This window comes from Corynebacterium auris, assembly GCF_030408575.1.
In the GTDB taxonomy this organism is placed as follows: Bacteria; Actinomycetota; Actinomycetes; order Mycobacteriales; family Mycobacteriaceae; genus Corynebacterium; species Corynebacterium auris.
In genome coordinates this window covers 652,612-665,558 of the sequence record NZ_CP047047.1, presented here as the reverse complement: position 1 = coordinate 665,558, position 12,947 = coordinate 652,612, and the positions used below count along the sequence as shown (strand labels likewise).

The 12,947-nt window shown below is 64.4% G+C and carries 13 protein-coding genes and 1 other RNA gene; 1 reads left to right on the top strand and 13 read right to left on the bottom strand.

Annotated features, from left to right (window positions below):
• Positions 1-7: 7 nt before the first annotated feature.
• Positions 8-496 carry a hypothetical protein gene (locus tag CAURIS_RS03220; RefSeq protein ID WP_290342792.1) on the top strand — a complete coding sequence of 163 codons (489 nt, stop codon included), beginning with the start codon at positions 8-10 and terminating at the stop codon, positions 494-496.
• A gap of 81 nt (positions 497-577) precedes the next feature.
• On the opposite strand, the gene CAURIS_RS03215 is transcribed toward CAURIS_RS03220, so the two are convergent.
• From CAURIS_RS03215 to CAURIS_RS03155, 13 genes are all read right to left on the bottom strand, one after another.
• Positions 578-1,333 carry an iron ABC transporter ATP-binding protein gene (locus CAURIS_RS03215; RefSeq protein ID WP_290342791.1) on the bottom strand — a complete coding sequence of 252 codons (756 nt, stop codon included), beginning with the start codon at positions 1,331-1,333 and terminating at the stop codon, positions 578-580.
• Entirely contained in the window at positions 1,330-2,343 is a 1,014-nt protein-coding gene (locus CAURIS_RS03210; RefSeq protein WP_290342790.1) for an iron chelate uptake ABC transporter family permease subunit, read from the bottom strand. Before CAURIS_RS03210 ends, CAURIS_RS03215 begins: the two co-directional genes overlap by 4 nt.
• A complete protein-coding gene (locus tag CAURIS_RS03205; RefSeq protein ID WP_290342789.1) occupies positions 2,333-3,298 on the bottom strand; it encodes an ABC transporter permease in 966 nt (321 codons plus the stop codon). The genes CAURIS_RS03210 and CAURIS_RS03205 overlap by 11 nt, the downstream gene beginning before the upstream one ends.
• Positions 3,298-4,317 carry a siderophore ABC transporter substrate-binding protein gene (locus CAURIS_RS03200; protein ID WP_290342788.1) on the bottom strand — a complete coding sequence of 340 codons (1,020 nt, stop codon included), beginning with the start codon at positions 4,315-4,317 and terminating at the stop codon, positions 3,298-3,300. Before CAURIS_RS03200 ends, CAURIS_RS03205 begins: the two co-directional genes overlap by 1 nt.
• Positions 4,318-4,444: 127 nt before the next feature.
• Complete coding sequence (locus CAURIS_RS03195; protein WP_290342787.1) at positions 4,445-5,434, bottom strand: LLM class oxidoreductase; 990 nt, start codon at positions 5,432-5,434, stop codon at positions 4,445-4,447.
• Between the two features lie 103 nt (positions 5,435-5,537).
• Positions 5,538-5,917, bottom strand: a transfer-messenger RNA (tmRNA) gene (ssrA, locus tag CAURIS_RS03190).
• A gap of 51 nt (positions 5,918-5,968) precedes the next feature.
• Positions 5,969-6,601: an SDR family oxidoreductase gene (locus CAURIS_RS03185; RefSeq protein WP_290342786.1), complete on the bottom strand. Its 633-nt coding sequence runs from the start codon at positions 6,599-6,601 to the stop codon at positions 5,969-5,971.
• Positions 6,598-7,089, bottom strand: coding sequence for an SsrA-binding protein SmpB (gene smpB / locus CAURIS_RS03180; RefSeq protein WP_290342785.1), 492 nt, complete (start codon positions 7,087-7,089; stop codon positions 6,598-6,600). Before smpB ends, CAURIS_RS03185 begins: the two co-directional genes overlap by 4 nt.
• A gap of 21 nt (positions 7,090-7,110) precedes the next feature.
• Positions 7,111-8,013, bottom strand: coding sequence for a permease-like cell division protein FtsX (gene ftsX / locus CAURIS_RS03175; RefSeq protein WP_290342784.1), 903 nt, complete (start codon positions 8,011-8,013; stop codon positions 7,111-7,113).
• Positions 8,013-8,705, bottom strand: coding sequence for a cell division ATP-binding protein FtsE (locus CAURIS_RS03170; RefSeq protein ID WP_290342783.1), 693 nt, complete (start codon positions 8,703-8,705; stop codon positions 8,013-8,015). The genes ftsX and CAURIS_RS03170 overlap by 1 nt, the downstream gene beginning before the upstream one ends.
• Positions 8,706-8,821: 116 nt before the next feature.
• On the bottom strand, positions 8,822-10,195 hold the full coding sequence (locus tag CAURIS_RS03165) for an NAD-dependent succinate-semialdehyde dehydrogenase (protein WP_290342782.1): 1,374 nt from the start codon (positions 10,193-10,195) through the stop codon (positions 8,822-8,824).
• Positions 10,196-10,241: 46 nt separating this feature from the next.
• Positions 10,242-11,474: an oxygenase MpaB family protein gene (locus CAURIS_RS03160; protein WP_290342781.1), complete on the bottom strand. Its 1,233-nt coding sequence runs from the start codon at positions 11,472-11,474 to the stop codon at positions 10,242-10,244.
• A 35-nt stretch (positions 11,475-11,509) separates the two neighbouring features.
• Positions 11,510-12,886 (bottom strand): oxygenase MpaB family protein, encoded by a 1,377-nt coding sequence (locus CAURIS_RS03155; RefSeq protein WP_290342780.1) that lies wholly within the window; start codon positions 12,884-12,886, stop codon positions 11,510-11,512.
• Between the last annotated feature and the right edge of the window lie 61 nt (positions 12,887-12,947).

Below are 12,947 nucleotides of genomic sequence, written 5' to 3'. Positions count from 1 at the left end.
ACAGGCCGTGAAAAGCCCAAACCCAACCAAAACAAACCAACACCACCACAACCCCACCAACACAGGCAGGACTACAGCAGAACTGGCCATCCAAAAATTACCAACCACCCCCCAACCCGACGAGGGCACAACAAAAAACGGGGGGCGGCACAAAGTATCTGCAAAAACGCGAATCAATCACGCACCACAAACACCAACAAAGCAGCATCCCATCAATGGTTCAGACACCACCCGCCGGCACACACCAACCACCACCACAAAACAGCAGCAGCCAGCGCAAGCAGCACACAACCAACCCACAAACAAAAGTACATTGGCACACTATCGAGTTCTCACACAACACACGCACACCCAAGCAACCCAACCGGGCCACCCAAGCAGCAAAGAGTCAATCTACACAACCGGTAACCACAAGTCAAACTCAACGTTAACTCCGGCAACCAACTCTGTAATTATCAACCCTCACTCGCCTCACGGCGACGAAACAAAACACTAACCCCCACCCCACACACAACACAAACCCCCAGCACAACCCACAAAAAACAACACACCACACACCACGTCGACAAGCGAGGGCTCAGTGGTACGCGGCGATGGGGCCGTGCGGCCCGTCGATCACTTTGATCTCGGTGTTGAAGATCTCCGTGAGCAGGTCGTCGCGCATGATCTCGGCGGGGGTGCCAAAGGCGGCGATCTGCCCGTCCTTCGCCGCGCAGATGTAGTCGGCGTAGCGCGCGGCGTAGTTGATGTCGTGCAGCACGATGATGATCGTGCGCCCCAGGTCACGCGCCGCGTCGTAGAGGTGGCGCATCATGTCCACGGAGTGGGCGATGTCCAGGTTGTTCAGCGGCTCGTCGAGCAGGACGTACTCGGTTTCCTGGCACAGCACCATCGCTACGTAGGCGCGCTGGCGCTGACCGCCGGAGAGCTGGTCGAGGTAGCGGTTCTCCAGCGGCTTTAGCCCGAGGAAGTCGATGTATTTCGAGATGATTTGCTCGTCTTCGGCGTTGAGCCGCCCCTGCGTGTAGGGGAAGCGGCCGAAGCCGACGAGCTGGCGCACCGTCAGGCGGGTGACGAAGTGGTTTTCCTGCCGCAGGATCGAGATGATCTTGGCCAGGTCTTTCGACTTGGTGGACGTCACGTCCATCTGGGCGATCTCCACGGTGCCGGAGTCGACGGCGAGCAGGCGCCCGATCATCGTGAGCAGCGTCGATTTCCCCGCGCCGTTCGGCCCGACCAGGGCCGTGATGCCCCCGGCGGGGATCTGCAGGTTGACCGGCCCGATGGCGACGTCGTCGCCGTAGTCCTTGCGGACGTCGGTAAGCGTAATCACAAGCGGCCCTTTCTGAGGATGACGACGAGGAAGGTAAGGCCCCCGACGAGCTCGATGATGATGGACACCACGCCCTGCGCGTAAAAGATGTGGTTCATGATGAAGTACGCGCCCGAGAGGATGACGAACCCGAGTAGGAAGGCCATCGGCAAGATATAGCGGTGATCGTAAGTGTCGCTGAACTGGTACGCAAGGGTCGCCACGAGGAACCCGAGGAAGGTCATCGGCCCCACCAGGGCGGTGGAAACGGCCATGAGCACCGCGACGAGCACCAGTGTGAAAATCGCGTGGCCCCGGTGGTTAACCCCCAGGTTGAGCGCTACGTCGCGCCCCAGCGCAAGAACGTTGAGTCGGCGCGAGTTGGCGTACATCAGCGCCACCGCGACGATGACAAGCGGCACGGCGACCGGGTAGTAATCCGGGTCGGCGTTGTTGACCGAGCCGAACATCCGGGCCGTCAGCACGTCGAACTCGCTGGGGGTGAGCATGCGCTGCATAAACGTCGACAGCGAGGCCAGGCCGCCGCCGAGCACCACGCCGACCAGGAGCATGGCGTGCATGTTCGAGTTCGAATCCAGCAACAGCCACGTGTACAAGATCAGCGAAAGCCCCACCATGAGCACGAGCTGCACGACGAAGGTGGTCGTCGTACGGGCGTTGATCAGACCGGCGGCACCGAAGAAGTAGACGGTGGCTGTGTGGATGGTCACGTACAGCGCTTCGAACCCCATGATGGAAGGGGTGAGGATCCGATTGTTGGTCACGGTTTGGAAGGCCACCGTGGCCACGGCCTGGCACAAGGCCACGATCGCCATGGCCACCACCGAGTTCATCCGCCGCTCCACGATGAGCCAGTAGCCGGCGGTGCCGTACTCCACCGGGTTTTCGTACGCGATCAGCCCGACGACGAAAAACACGGCCAGGAGCACCAGGAGCCCGAAGACGACCCAGTACCGCCTCTTGCTTGTCGACGTCTGAAAGGCGCCGACATTCCTCACGCTACTTCCCACGACGCGTCTTCCTCACAATCAAGACGACGAACACGACAGCACCGACGACCCCGAGGATCACCGAAACCGGCATCTCGAAGGGGGCGATGATTGTCCTTCCGAGCAGGTCACACACCGTCACGATGGCGATACCGAGCAGGCACACCCACGGCAGGTTGGAACGCAGGTCGTCGCCACGCGCCATCGAGATGAGGTTGGGCACGATGAGCCCGAGGAAGGGCAGGTTGCCCACCACGACCGTGACCACGCCGGTGGCCACGGCGACAAGGCCCGTACCCACGAGCACCACGCGGTTGTAGTTCAGCCCCACGTTGGTGGCCACGTCCTCCCCCAGCCCGGCGACGGTGAGCTTGTCGGCGTAGAAGAACACGGCCACCACCACGATGAGCACGATCCACAGCACCTCGTACTGCCCGGTGATCACGCTGGTGAACGAGCCGGCGAACCACACGCCGAGCGACTGCAGCAGGTTCGTCTGCAGCGCGAAGAACGTGGACACCGAGCTGACCACGGCCCCGAGCATGATGCCCACGATGGGCACGATGAGCGAGGAGCGCAGCTTCACCCGGCGCAAAAACGCGAAGAACACCATCGTGCCCACGAACGCGAAGGCGACGGCCACGATCATGCGCGTGAGGATCGATGCCCCGGGCAGCAGGATCAGGGTGGTCAACAGGCCCAGCCCGGCCCACTCGGTCGTGCCGGTGGTCGTCGGCTCGACAAAGCGGTTCTGGGTGAGCATCTGCATGATCAGCCCGCTCATCGCCATCGCGGCGCCCGCGAGCACGAGCGCAATGGTGCGCGGGACGCGCGTGGCCTGGAACATCTCCCAGCCGTCGGCGTTACGCCAGATGTCGTACTGGCCCACGAACAGGGAGACGGCGAGCAGGGCGACAACAGCGGCAACACCCGCTGGAAGCTTCCAGCGGGTGTCGGTGGTGGTCGTGCGTGACATTAGTTAGCGGATTCGAAAGCCTCAGCCAGTGCGTTGAGGATCTCAGTGTAGGTGATGATCGACTCGTTGGTGTAGGTGTCGTTCGGGGCCACGTAGATCTGGCCATCCTGCACGGCGGTCACGTTCTGCAGCGGAGCGGAATCCGAGATGACCTGCAGGGCCGCCGGGGAGCCCTCGTCCGTCCGGGTGCCGGCGTCGCGGTCGAGGATGAGCAGCCAGTCCGGGTTGGACTGGGCGATGGTCTCCACGGAGATGTCATCACCCTGGTGATCGTCGGTGGCGTTTTCGACCTCGAGGGCCGGCGTCAGGCCGAGCAGGTCGAAGATCGGCCCCCAGGTGCGGCCGACGGTCGGGGCGACGTAGCCGATCTCGCCGCCGGAGACGTTCAGGGCCATGACGGTCTGCTCGGGGTTGTAGGCGTCCTTGGCTCGTTCGATGGCGGCATTGAAGTCGTCGACAAGCTTCTGGGCCTCCTCCTGCTTGTCGAAGACCTCGCCGAGGGCCTGGGCGTGGCGGATGAGCTCGGCGTCGAAGGGCTCGCCGTCGCGCGGCTCGAAGTCGATCACCGCGGTCTCGGGGACGAGGCGCTCGATCTCCTCGTTGTGCTGCTGGAAGCGCTGGCCGGAGACCACGACGTCCGGGTCGGCGGCCACGATGGCCTCCAGGTTCGGCTCGCGGTGGTTGCCGATGTCGACGATGTCCTCGTCGTCGCCGATGCCCGGGATCGTGGTGGGCACGATGGCGCGCGCGGCAGCGACGGGCTGGATGCCCCAGTTGTCGAGGATCTCGAAGGAGCGGTTATCCAGGGCGACGACGCGCTCCGGCGGGCTGGGCACCTCCTTGGTGCCGGTGTTGTCTTCGACGGTGACGGTGCCCTGGGCTTCGGCGCCCTGCTCCTCGGCGCTCGACGTGGTCGGCTCCGCCTGCTGCTGCGCACCATCGTCGGCGCAGCTGGCCAGGCCGAGCGAGGTTGCGACGGCAACCGCCAGCAGCGCCATGCGCTTAGGGAAACGAGACATGGATCGTACTCCTTCTTTTCGTACAGGTGAGTAGTAACTACCCAGCAAAACTTACAGCCCCGCCATAGCTAAGCCAAACCTTACCGCCGGCGGGATACGTATTTACAGTACACGAGTGTTTCTAAAATCAACGTGCGGGGGTAAAGGCCGGCAGGACGTGCTCGGCGAACTCCTCGATCTGCTCCTCCGCGTCACGCGCGGACGCCCGGAAGTTGACCATCACGTGGCTCATGCCGATCTCGCGCTGCGCCTCGAGCAGCCGCCGCAGCGCGTTGCGCCCCAGCCGGTACCCGAAGGTGTGCCCCTCCGCCGGCGCGTCGGGGTCCGGGTGGAGGTCCACCCACAGCGATTCCGCGAAGGGCTTCCACTGCCCGCCGGCCTCGACCACCGCCTCGTTCCAGTTGCGCACGTTCACCTTCTGCACCTCAAGGCCTTTGTGGTACATCAGCCAGCCGTGCGTATTCTCGGCGCGCCAGCGCATCGACTGCTGGAGCGAACCCGTTGCCAAAAGCGGCACCTCGCGCGCCAGGGGCTTCGGCACCACATCCGCGCCTCCCATCTTCCCGCCCGACCAGCGCAGCGGCGTCCAGCTGGTGGTCAGCGCCTCGGTGTAAACGCGCAGGTGCTCCGCGAGCACGTCGCCCCTGGTCCCCCGGTCCTGCCCGAACGCCGGGAACTCCTCGGGCCGGTCGCCGGTGGCGACCCCCATGAGGAAGCGCCCAGCGGAGAGGCGGTCGAGCGTCGCGGCCCTCTTCGCCAGCAAGAGCGGATGCTGGAAGGGCACCACGATCGCCGCCGTCCCCAGAGCGATCTCGCGCGTGCGCGCCGCTAGGTACGACAGGTACATCCACGGGTCCCACACCTGGCCGACGTCGCCGAAGGTCTCCACCCGCAACGGGATGTCGCGCACCCACACAGCCGCAAAGCCCGCCTGTTCCGCCTTGCGCACCAGCCGCACCTGGTTTTCCAGGCCGTCGAGCGGGTCCGCCTCCGCACCGGCCTCGATCGGCAGCGTCAGCCCCACCGTCAGCTCGCCGCGCCGGAACGTCCGGGCGAAGCCGGGCAGCTGCGTGTGCGAAAGGTCCGACAGCGTAAAAAGCGGGTTCGTCTCAACCATAGGGCCAGGATACGAGCAACCGGGGCCAACGCTTTTCGAAGTCTCCCCCGGCCGGCCCAAATAGAAGCAGCCCCAGGCCATTGCTGGCCTGGGGCTGCTTCACGCGTGGAGATGCCGGGAATTGAACCCGGGTCCTCCGTCACCGCACCAGGGCTTCTCCGTGCGCAGTTTGCACTGCGCCTCTACTCGGCCCTCCGGATCAGGCAAACATGTCCGGATGACGGGCCCAGTTGGCGTGAGGTGTCCCTTCCGAGCCCCACCAACAAGGCCGGAAGGCTAGTCCCCTAAGTCGATGCCAGGTACCGGGACGGGGACGAGCCCGGCCTGACAGACACGCGGTCGCTACTTAGGCAGCGAGGGCGTAGTCACGCTGAGAGTTCTTCTCTGCGTTTATTGTTTGCTGCGACGCTCACGGTGGTCTCCAGCCTGCACCGGCACGCTTCCCCTGGTTTGGTCAACGGAGTCGAAACCAAAATCATCCCCATTGCCTACGGCGGGTCATGCATGAACCGTAGGAGAGATAACTCTAACCCGTCAGGGAGCAATACGCAAGAACTCGACGGTCGCCTCCGCGTCAACCGCCAAGCGGGCGGCCTTGGCCACCTCTGTAGCCGACATCTTCGAGCCCGACTGATCGGCGGCGATCATGTCCGTATCCGTGCGGCCGGGGTGGAGGGACGTGACGCGGATGCGCCTCTTTTCCTCCAGGCGCAGCGCCTCGGTAAAACCGCGCAGCGCGAACTTGGAGGCGCAGTAGGCAGTCCCGCCGTCGACCCCCATAAAGCCCGCACCCGAGTTGATGGTGAGCAGCAGCCCGTTCGAGCGCCGCAGCGCGGGCAGCAGGGCGCGGGTGAGCTCGATACCGGCGAAGACGTTGACCTCGAAAGTCTCGCGCCATTGGGCGTCGGAAAGCTCTGCGAAGCTCCCCTTGGGAAACAACCCGGCGGCGTGGATAAGCACGTCGAGGGAATCTATGTCGGCGGCGGCGCGGCGGATGGCGGCCGCGTCGCGCAGATCCACCTCGAAGGGCTCCGCGGACGGCAGCGCGGCCACGATCTCGCTCGCGTCGCTGCTCGCCCCAGCGTAGATGTGGTGGTCGCGTCCCAGTTCCTCGGCGATCGCGCGGCCGATGCCTCGCGACGCCCCCGTGATGAGTGCCTTCTTCATGCCTTAATCCCCTTGAACTTGCGCCCGAGGTCGCGGGCGATCTCCCGGTCCTCGGTGCGGCGCTTGATGGCCTGGCGCTTGTCGTAGTCCTGCTTGCCTTGGGCGAGGCCCAGCTCGACCTTCACCTTGCCCTCCTTGAGGTAGAGGGAGAGGGGCACGAGCGTGCGGTTGCCGTCCTTGATCCTGCCCTCGAGCGAGTCAATCTCGCGGCGGTGCAGCAAGAGCTTGCGGGTCCGCCGCGGGCTGTGGTTCGTCCACGAACCGCGCGAATACTCCGGGATATGGAGATTGCGCAGCCACACCTCGCCCTTGTCCACAGTGGCGAAGGCCTCCACGAGGCTGGCACGTCCCTCACGCAGGGACTTGATCTCCGTGCCCACGAGCGCGATCCCTGCCTCGTAGGTGTCCAGGATGGTGTAGTCGTGGCGCGCCTTCCGGTTGGAGGCGATCACCGCCCCAGGCGTCTTCTTTATCTTCTTCTTGGCCATGGTCCGTGCCAGTTTACCGGCTTACTTGCGCACGTAACTACGCAGTGCCACCTGCGCTGCGACCCCGCCGATAACCACGGCGGCGAGGGTAACCAGCGGCATGATCACCCACACCGCTGAATCCGGGGTGGGAGCAATCAACTGTGCCGCGTACAGGTCGCTCAGCATAGGATCCACCACGAAACGCTTGCCCGCCCACGCCAGCAGCGTGCCCAGCACGCCGCCGATGAGCACGGAGAGAACCGCCTCAAGGACGAAGGGAGCCTGCGTGAACCAGCGGGAGGCGCCGACCATGCGCATGATGCTGATTTGCTCGCGCCGGTTAAACGCTGCCAACTGCACCATATTGGCGATGAGCAGGACCGCGGCGAGCGCCTGCGCCGCCGCGACGAGGAAGGCGACGTTGCGGAAGGTGTCCATGGTCCCCGCGGCTTCGCGCACCGTATCGGCCTGGTCGGTGACGGTGGCCACCTGGGGCAGGTCGCGGATCTCGTCGATGGGCGCCGTATCCGAGGGGTCCACCAGCCGCACGTGCAGCGCCGCCGGCAGAGCCTCAGGGCTCGTCTCGCGCACGAGCTCGGGCTCAGTATCTTGGAACAGCTCCACGAAGCGCTCGTAGGACTGCTCGCGCGAGCGGAAGGTCACCTGCTCCACGCGCTCGTCGCCCTGCAACTGGTCGCGCACTTCCTGGCACTCCGCGCTCGAGCACTCGGTGTCGGTGGCCGAGGTCGCCTCGTCGAGCTCGATCATGACCTCCACGCGGTCGAGGTAGAGGTCCTTCGTATCCGCGGTGGCCTGGGAGATCATGATGCCGGCCCCCACCAGGGTCAGCGACAGCGCCGTGGTGATCACCAGGGCGATCGTCATCGTGATGTTGCGGCCCAGGCCGCGCGCACCCTCGCGGAAGATAAACCCCCAGTTCATCAGCGTCCCTCCGTTCCGTAGACCCCGTGGGCGTCATCGCGGACCAGCTTGCCCAGGTGCAGCTCCATGACGCGCCGGCGCATGTCGTCGACGGCGCGCGCGTTGTGGGTGGACATCACCACCGTCGAACCAAGGCGGTTGATGCGCGCCAGAAGGACCATGATCTCGTCGGCGGTGGCGGGATCCAGGTTGCCCGTGGGTTCGTCGGCAAGCACGAGCGGCGGCCTATCGACGAAGGCGCGGGCGATAGCCACGCGCTGCTGCTCACCGCCGGAGAGCTCGTTGGGCATGCGTGTCGCCTTGGCGTCGAGGCCGACGAGCTCCAGCGCCTCGGGCACGAGCTTGGCGATCTTCGCCTTGGACTTGCCCGTCACCTCCAGCGCGAACGCCACGTTGTCGTAGACGCTGAGCTTGGGCAGCAGGCGGAAGTCCTGGAAGACGTAGCCGATGGATTGGCGCAGCCGGTTGATCTCGCGGCCCTTGAGCTCGTTGACGTGGAAGTCGTTGAAGTAGATGTCGCCGCTGGTGAGGTTCTCCTCACGGATCATCAGCTGCAGGAAGGTGGACTTTCCCGAGCCGGACGGGCCGATGAGGAAGACGAACTCGCCGTCCCCGATCTCGAAGGAGACGTTGTCCAGCGCCGGCCTGGTCGAGGTCGGGTAGATCTTGGTAACGTCCGAAAACCTAATCACCCGTTTCACCCTACCTGTTACGGGTGGGCCGGTAGTTAATTGAAAAGCGCCCCGCCCCCGGCACGTGACTACTTTTCAGTGCGGGAGGCGGGGCGCGCAGAAGCGGGCTGGCTGCTCTAGTCGTTGACGTAGAGGTACTGCTTGTTCACGAACTCGTCGAGAGCAAACACCGACAGCTCACGGCCGAAGCCGGAGCGCTTCACGCCACCGAAGGGCAGCACCGGCGAGAAGGCCTGGCCGAGGTTCACGTGGATCATGCCGGTCTCGATCTGGTCCGCGACCTTGACCGCGCGGTCAGTGTCCTCCGAGAACACGGCGCCGCCGAGGCCGTACAGGGAATCGTTCGCCAGCGAGACGGCTTCCTCCTCCGAGGAGACCTTGTAGATCTCGGCGACGGGGCCGAAGAACTCCTCGTAGTAGGACTCGCTGCCCACCGGCACGTCGGTGAGGACCGCCGGGGAGAAGTACGCCGTCGAGTCGTCGATCTCGCCGCCGGTGCGCAGGTTCGCCCCCGCGCCCACCGCGCGCTGCACCTGCTCGTGGAGCCCCTCGGCCGCGTGGCGCGAGGACATCGGGAAGTACTCGCCCGCGCCCGGGGTGCTGGGGTCACCCTTGGTGTAGCTCTGGGCGATGGCAACCATCTCATCGACGAACTGATCGTAGATGTCCTCCATGACAATGATGCGCTTGTTGGAGGTGCACGCCTGGCCGGCGTTGGAAACGCGCTTGTCCCACGCGTCCTGGGCCGCAGCCTTGACGTCTGCGGCGTCGAGGATGATGTACGGGTCCGTGCCGCCGAGCTCGAGGACGACCTTCTTCAGGTTCCGGCCCGCGATCTCCGCGATCTTCTGCCCGGCGCGCTCGGAGCCGGTGAGGGACACTCCCTGGACGCTCGGGTGCGCGATGATCGTCGAAATCTGGTCGTGCGTGGCGTAGACGTTGATGTACACGCCGTCCGGCAGGCCGGCGTCCTTCAGCAGCTGCTCGAAGGCTGCGGCGGACTTCGGCGTGATATCCGCGTGCTTGAGGATGATGCAGTTACCGTTCATGAGGTTCGGGCCCGCGAAACGCGCGATCTGGTAGATCGGGTAGTTCCACGGCATGATGCCCAGAAGCGTGCCCAGCGGCAGGCGGCGGACGACGGCCTTACCCCCGGGGATGTCCACCTTCTTGTCGGCGGAGTGCTCCGCGGCGTGGTCCGCGTAGAACTGCAGGATGTCGCCGGAGAACTCCATCTCCCACGCGCCCTCAGGGACGGGCTTGCCCATCTCCTTGGCCGCGATCTCCGCCAGCTCATTCGCGCGCTCCTTGAGAAGCTGCGCCGCCTTGCTGACGATCTGCGCGCGCTCCTCGTAGGAGGTCCGGCGCCACGTCTCGAACGCCTTCTCGGAGCGGTTCAGGATGTCTTGGATCTGCTCGTCGGTCGCGGTCTCGAAGGTCTCGAGGACCTCGTTGTTCACCGGGTTTTGGACGCGGTACTTGTGGGACATTGGTTTCCTTTCGGTAGGGAAAGTGGTCTTGGATGTGAACTATAACTCAAGATGCGGTCCGATATGACCCATCACTCATTTTTATGCCCTCGTCTTGCCCCATGTAGGGAGTGTCGTGGGTCAACGCGTCGAGCAATGCTTGGTGATTTCTCTGCACTTCCTCCCCCAGCGCCTGCGGGTTGGCGCGCAACAGGTCGAAGCGCTGCTGCACGAGAGGCAGCTCCAGCTCGGTGAACGGCCGCGAGGCGGCGTGCGGGACGTCGAACACGTCGGCTACGGCATCCCCGTGCATGATGCGGGTGGCCGCGTACATCCAGTCCTCGACGGCCTCGTCAGAGAAAGGCAACAGGGACTGGACGTTGACGCGGAACCCGTTGAACAGCGCCTGCACGAGGGCTCGCGAGGCGTCGTTCGGATCGCCGCCCACGAAGTGGATCGCGTCGATGGTTTCCTGGGAGGCGTCGATATCAGTCTCCGGCTCCAGGATGTCGCCCGGGATTCCCAGCATGAGGCCCACAATCTTCCAGAGGTAGAACAGGTCCTGCTCCTCCTCCAGGGTCAGCCTGTAACCGAGATTGCGCAGGTATGTAAAGGCGATGTAGGTGAAGTCGAACCACGTGCGGAGCATGTCTAGCTCACTGATCGGCGCACCCCAGTCGGAATGGTCTAGCCCGAGCTGCGTTTGCACGCGGCGCACATGGGCGTGCATGGCGCGGACCATGCCGGTATGTATGTAGCTCACGCTGCCTGGTTTCAACCCGTCCTTCAGATACACCGAGTAGATCCAGTTGGTGGTGTAGGCGAGGCGCTGTACCGCCCCCTCGGTCAGCTCGCCGGTGTTGACGAGGATGTTCGCGATCGGCGGCGTGGAGTAGGTATGCAGCAGCGCCCCAGGCCCCAGTGAGAGGTTCTGCGCCAGAACCGGGATTGCCAGCGCGGCCCTCTGCCCCCGCTCAAGGCGCTCCCAGTCGACCCCGTCGAGGGCGGCATTCATGTCGTCGATAAGCGCCTTTACTTCGGGCAGGGTGTCCTCGCCCGCCTCCCCCCGCGCCAGCGCCTCGCGCAGGTTCGGCATGATAATCCTGCTCTTGTTGCCGCTAGTGTATAGCGCGTCCGCAACGGGGTCCATCGCCCAGAACGCCTGCTCAAACCGCCGAGCGCGCGTCTCGCCGAACCGCGCCACGAAGTCTTCGCGGCTACCGCGAGCTGCTGGCCAGTCCGCGCGGTTGTAGTGGTCCCGCGCCAGCGGCTGTTCGGTGTATGTCTGTGTCGCAGTCATAGTTTTCCTCTTTTCCGTAGAGTCCTCGCCGCGCGCTAACGCAGGCCTTCCTTCGAGGTGTCGTGCAGGGTGTATTCGGCCTTTACGTGCGGGGCCTTTTCCGCGACGTAATCCTCGATCTGTTTGAACACGTCTGACCACGGCGGCTTGCCGTCGGCGGCCTTCGCTACCTTCGCCGCCCACGCGCCCGGCAGGGCATCCCGCAGCCGGTAGAGGGCGGCCTCCGCCTTCGCTTTCAGCAAGAACGGCACCTTCCAGTGCAGATACTTAGTCCCCTCAAAGCGGGAGCCCTTCACCATGAACTTCGTGTCCTCATCGCCAATGATCAGCGACAGCGCGCCAAGCACCTGCCCAGGCATCTTCGGATCCAAGTCCTCGAGAATGCCCATCAAAGCGGTAGCGACGCGCACGTGGTACTCGGAGGAATACCCGCCGTTGGCGTAGATAAAGTCGGTCATCTTGCGCATCTCATCACCCGTTTTCGGGATGAGGCGCTCCTCCGCCCCCATGAGGTAGAGCACCCAAGCCCAGTACATCGCGACGTCGTCCCACTCCTGCCCACTGTGGGGCCGACCAAAGAACTCATCCACGCCGATGGGCATGAGGGCAAACCAGCCCTCGCCCGAGACAAGGAAAGACGACCCGATCGGCCGACCGAACTCGTTGTAGTGTTCGGGCCCCCAGAGTTTTTCCAAGCCGCGGTTGGCCTGCGCGTGCAGAAGCCGCACGCGCACGGCCGCCTTCAGCCCGTCGCTGTAGCGGTGGAACACGCCGTCCCGGCCCAGGTCGACGAAGAACTTCACCGTCTCGATGATGCGGGTGAAGGACTCGATCTCAAACATTCCCGTCTCACCCGTCGCCGCCGAGGTGCGGTCCTCCATCGTCGTGGCCCAGAAGGCAAAGGCAATGGAGAGCAGCTCCGCCGACGGGGTGACGTTGTAGTAGGCGACGCGTCCGCGCTCCGCGGCCTCCAGGTCGATCCAGTCCGGGATGTTGTCCACCTCTGCGAAAAAGGCTACGAGCTCAGGCGAGGGGTCGTCGACGGTGTCGATCCCCTCGTTCAGCGCCTTTTCGAAGTCCGCGCGGGACTTCGCTGCGCCGTCTCGGCGGAACGCCTCGGCAAGCTTCCAGCCGGTCTCATCGGTCTGCCACATGTGGTCGTCGAGAAGCTTTGCTTGAAAGCTTGTGAAGTCTTCCCACTCAGAGGCGACGGCGTGCCACTTTTCGAAGAGGTTGCGGCGCAAAATAGCCCACCCCGGTTTGCGCGTCCGACGTTTCGGAGCTGGGCGCAGCGGCATGCCATCGCGGTAGAAGTAGCGGAAATCCCCGTAAGGGTTATCCGACATCGGAAGGATCTCCGGATTCTGCTGCAGACGATAATGACCGTCCCAGACACCCGTGCTGGCAGTCATATTTTTCCTTCCTCGGGAAAGGCCCGTTTCCGGCGCCGGCCCAGTGCGCAGCCGCCGCCTG

Excerpts from the sequence above, each read along its gene's own strand:
- CAURIS_RS03205 (WP_290342789.1), bottom strand. The coding sequence starts at position 3,298 with ATGTCACGCACGACCACCACCGACACCCGCTGGAAGCTTCCAGCGGGT.
- CAURIS_RS03200 (WP_290342788.1), bottom strand. The coding sequence starts at position 4,317 with ATGTCTCGTTTCCCTAAGCGCATGGCGCTGCTGGCGGTTGCCGTCGCA.
- CAURIS_RS03195 (WP_290342787.1), bottom strand. The coding sequence starts at position 5,434 with ATGGTTGAGACGAACCCGCTTTTTACGCTGTCGGACCTTTCGCACACG.
- CAURIS_RS03185 (WP_290342786.1), bottom strand. The coding sequence starts at position 6,601 with ATGAAGAAGGCACTCATCACGGGGGCGTCGCGAGGCATCGGCCGCGCG.
- smpB (WP_290342785.1), bottom strand. The coding sequence starts at position 7,089 with ATGGCCAAGAAGAAGATAAAGAAGACGCCTGGGGCGGTGATCGCCTCC.
- ftsX (WP_290342784.1), bottom strand. The coding sequence starts at position 8,013 with ATGAACTGGGGGTTTATCTTCCGCGAGGGTGCGCGCGGCCTGGGCCGC.
- CAURIS_RS03165 (WP_290342782.1), bottom strand. The coding sequence starts at position 10,195 with ATGTCCCACAAGTACCGCGTCCAAAACCCGGTGAACAACGAGGTCCTC.
- CAURIS_RS03160 (WP_290342781.1), bottom strand. The coding sequence starts at position 11,474 with ATGACTGCGACACAGACATACACCGAACAGCCGCTGGCGCGGGACCAC.
- CAURIS_RS03155 (WP_290342780.1), bottom strand. The coding sequence starts at position 12,886 with ATGACTGCCAGCACGGGTGTCTGGGACGGTCATTATCGTCTGCAGCAG.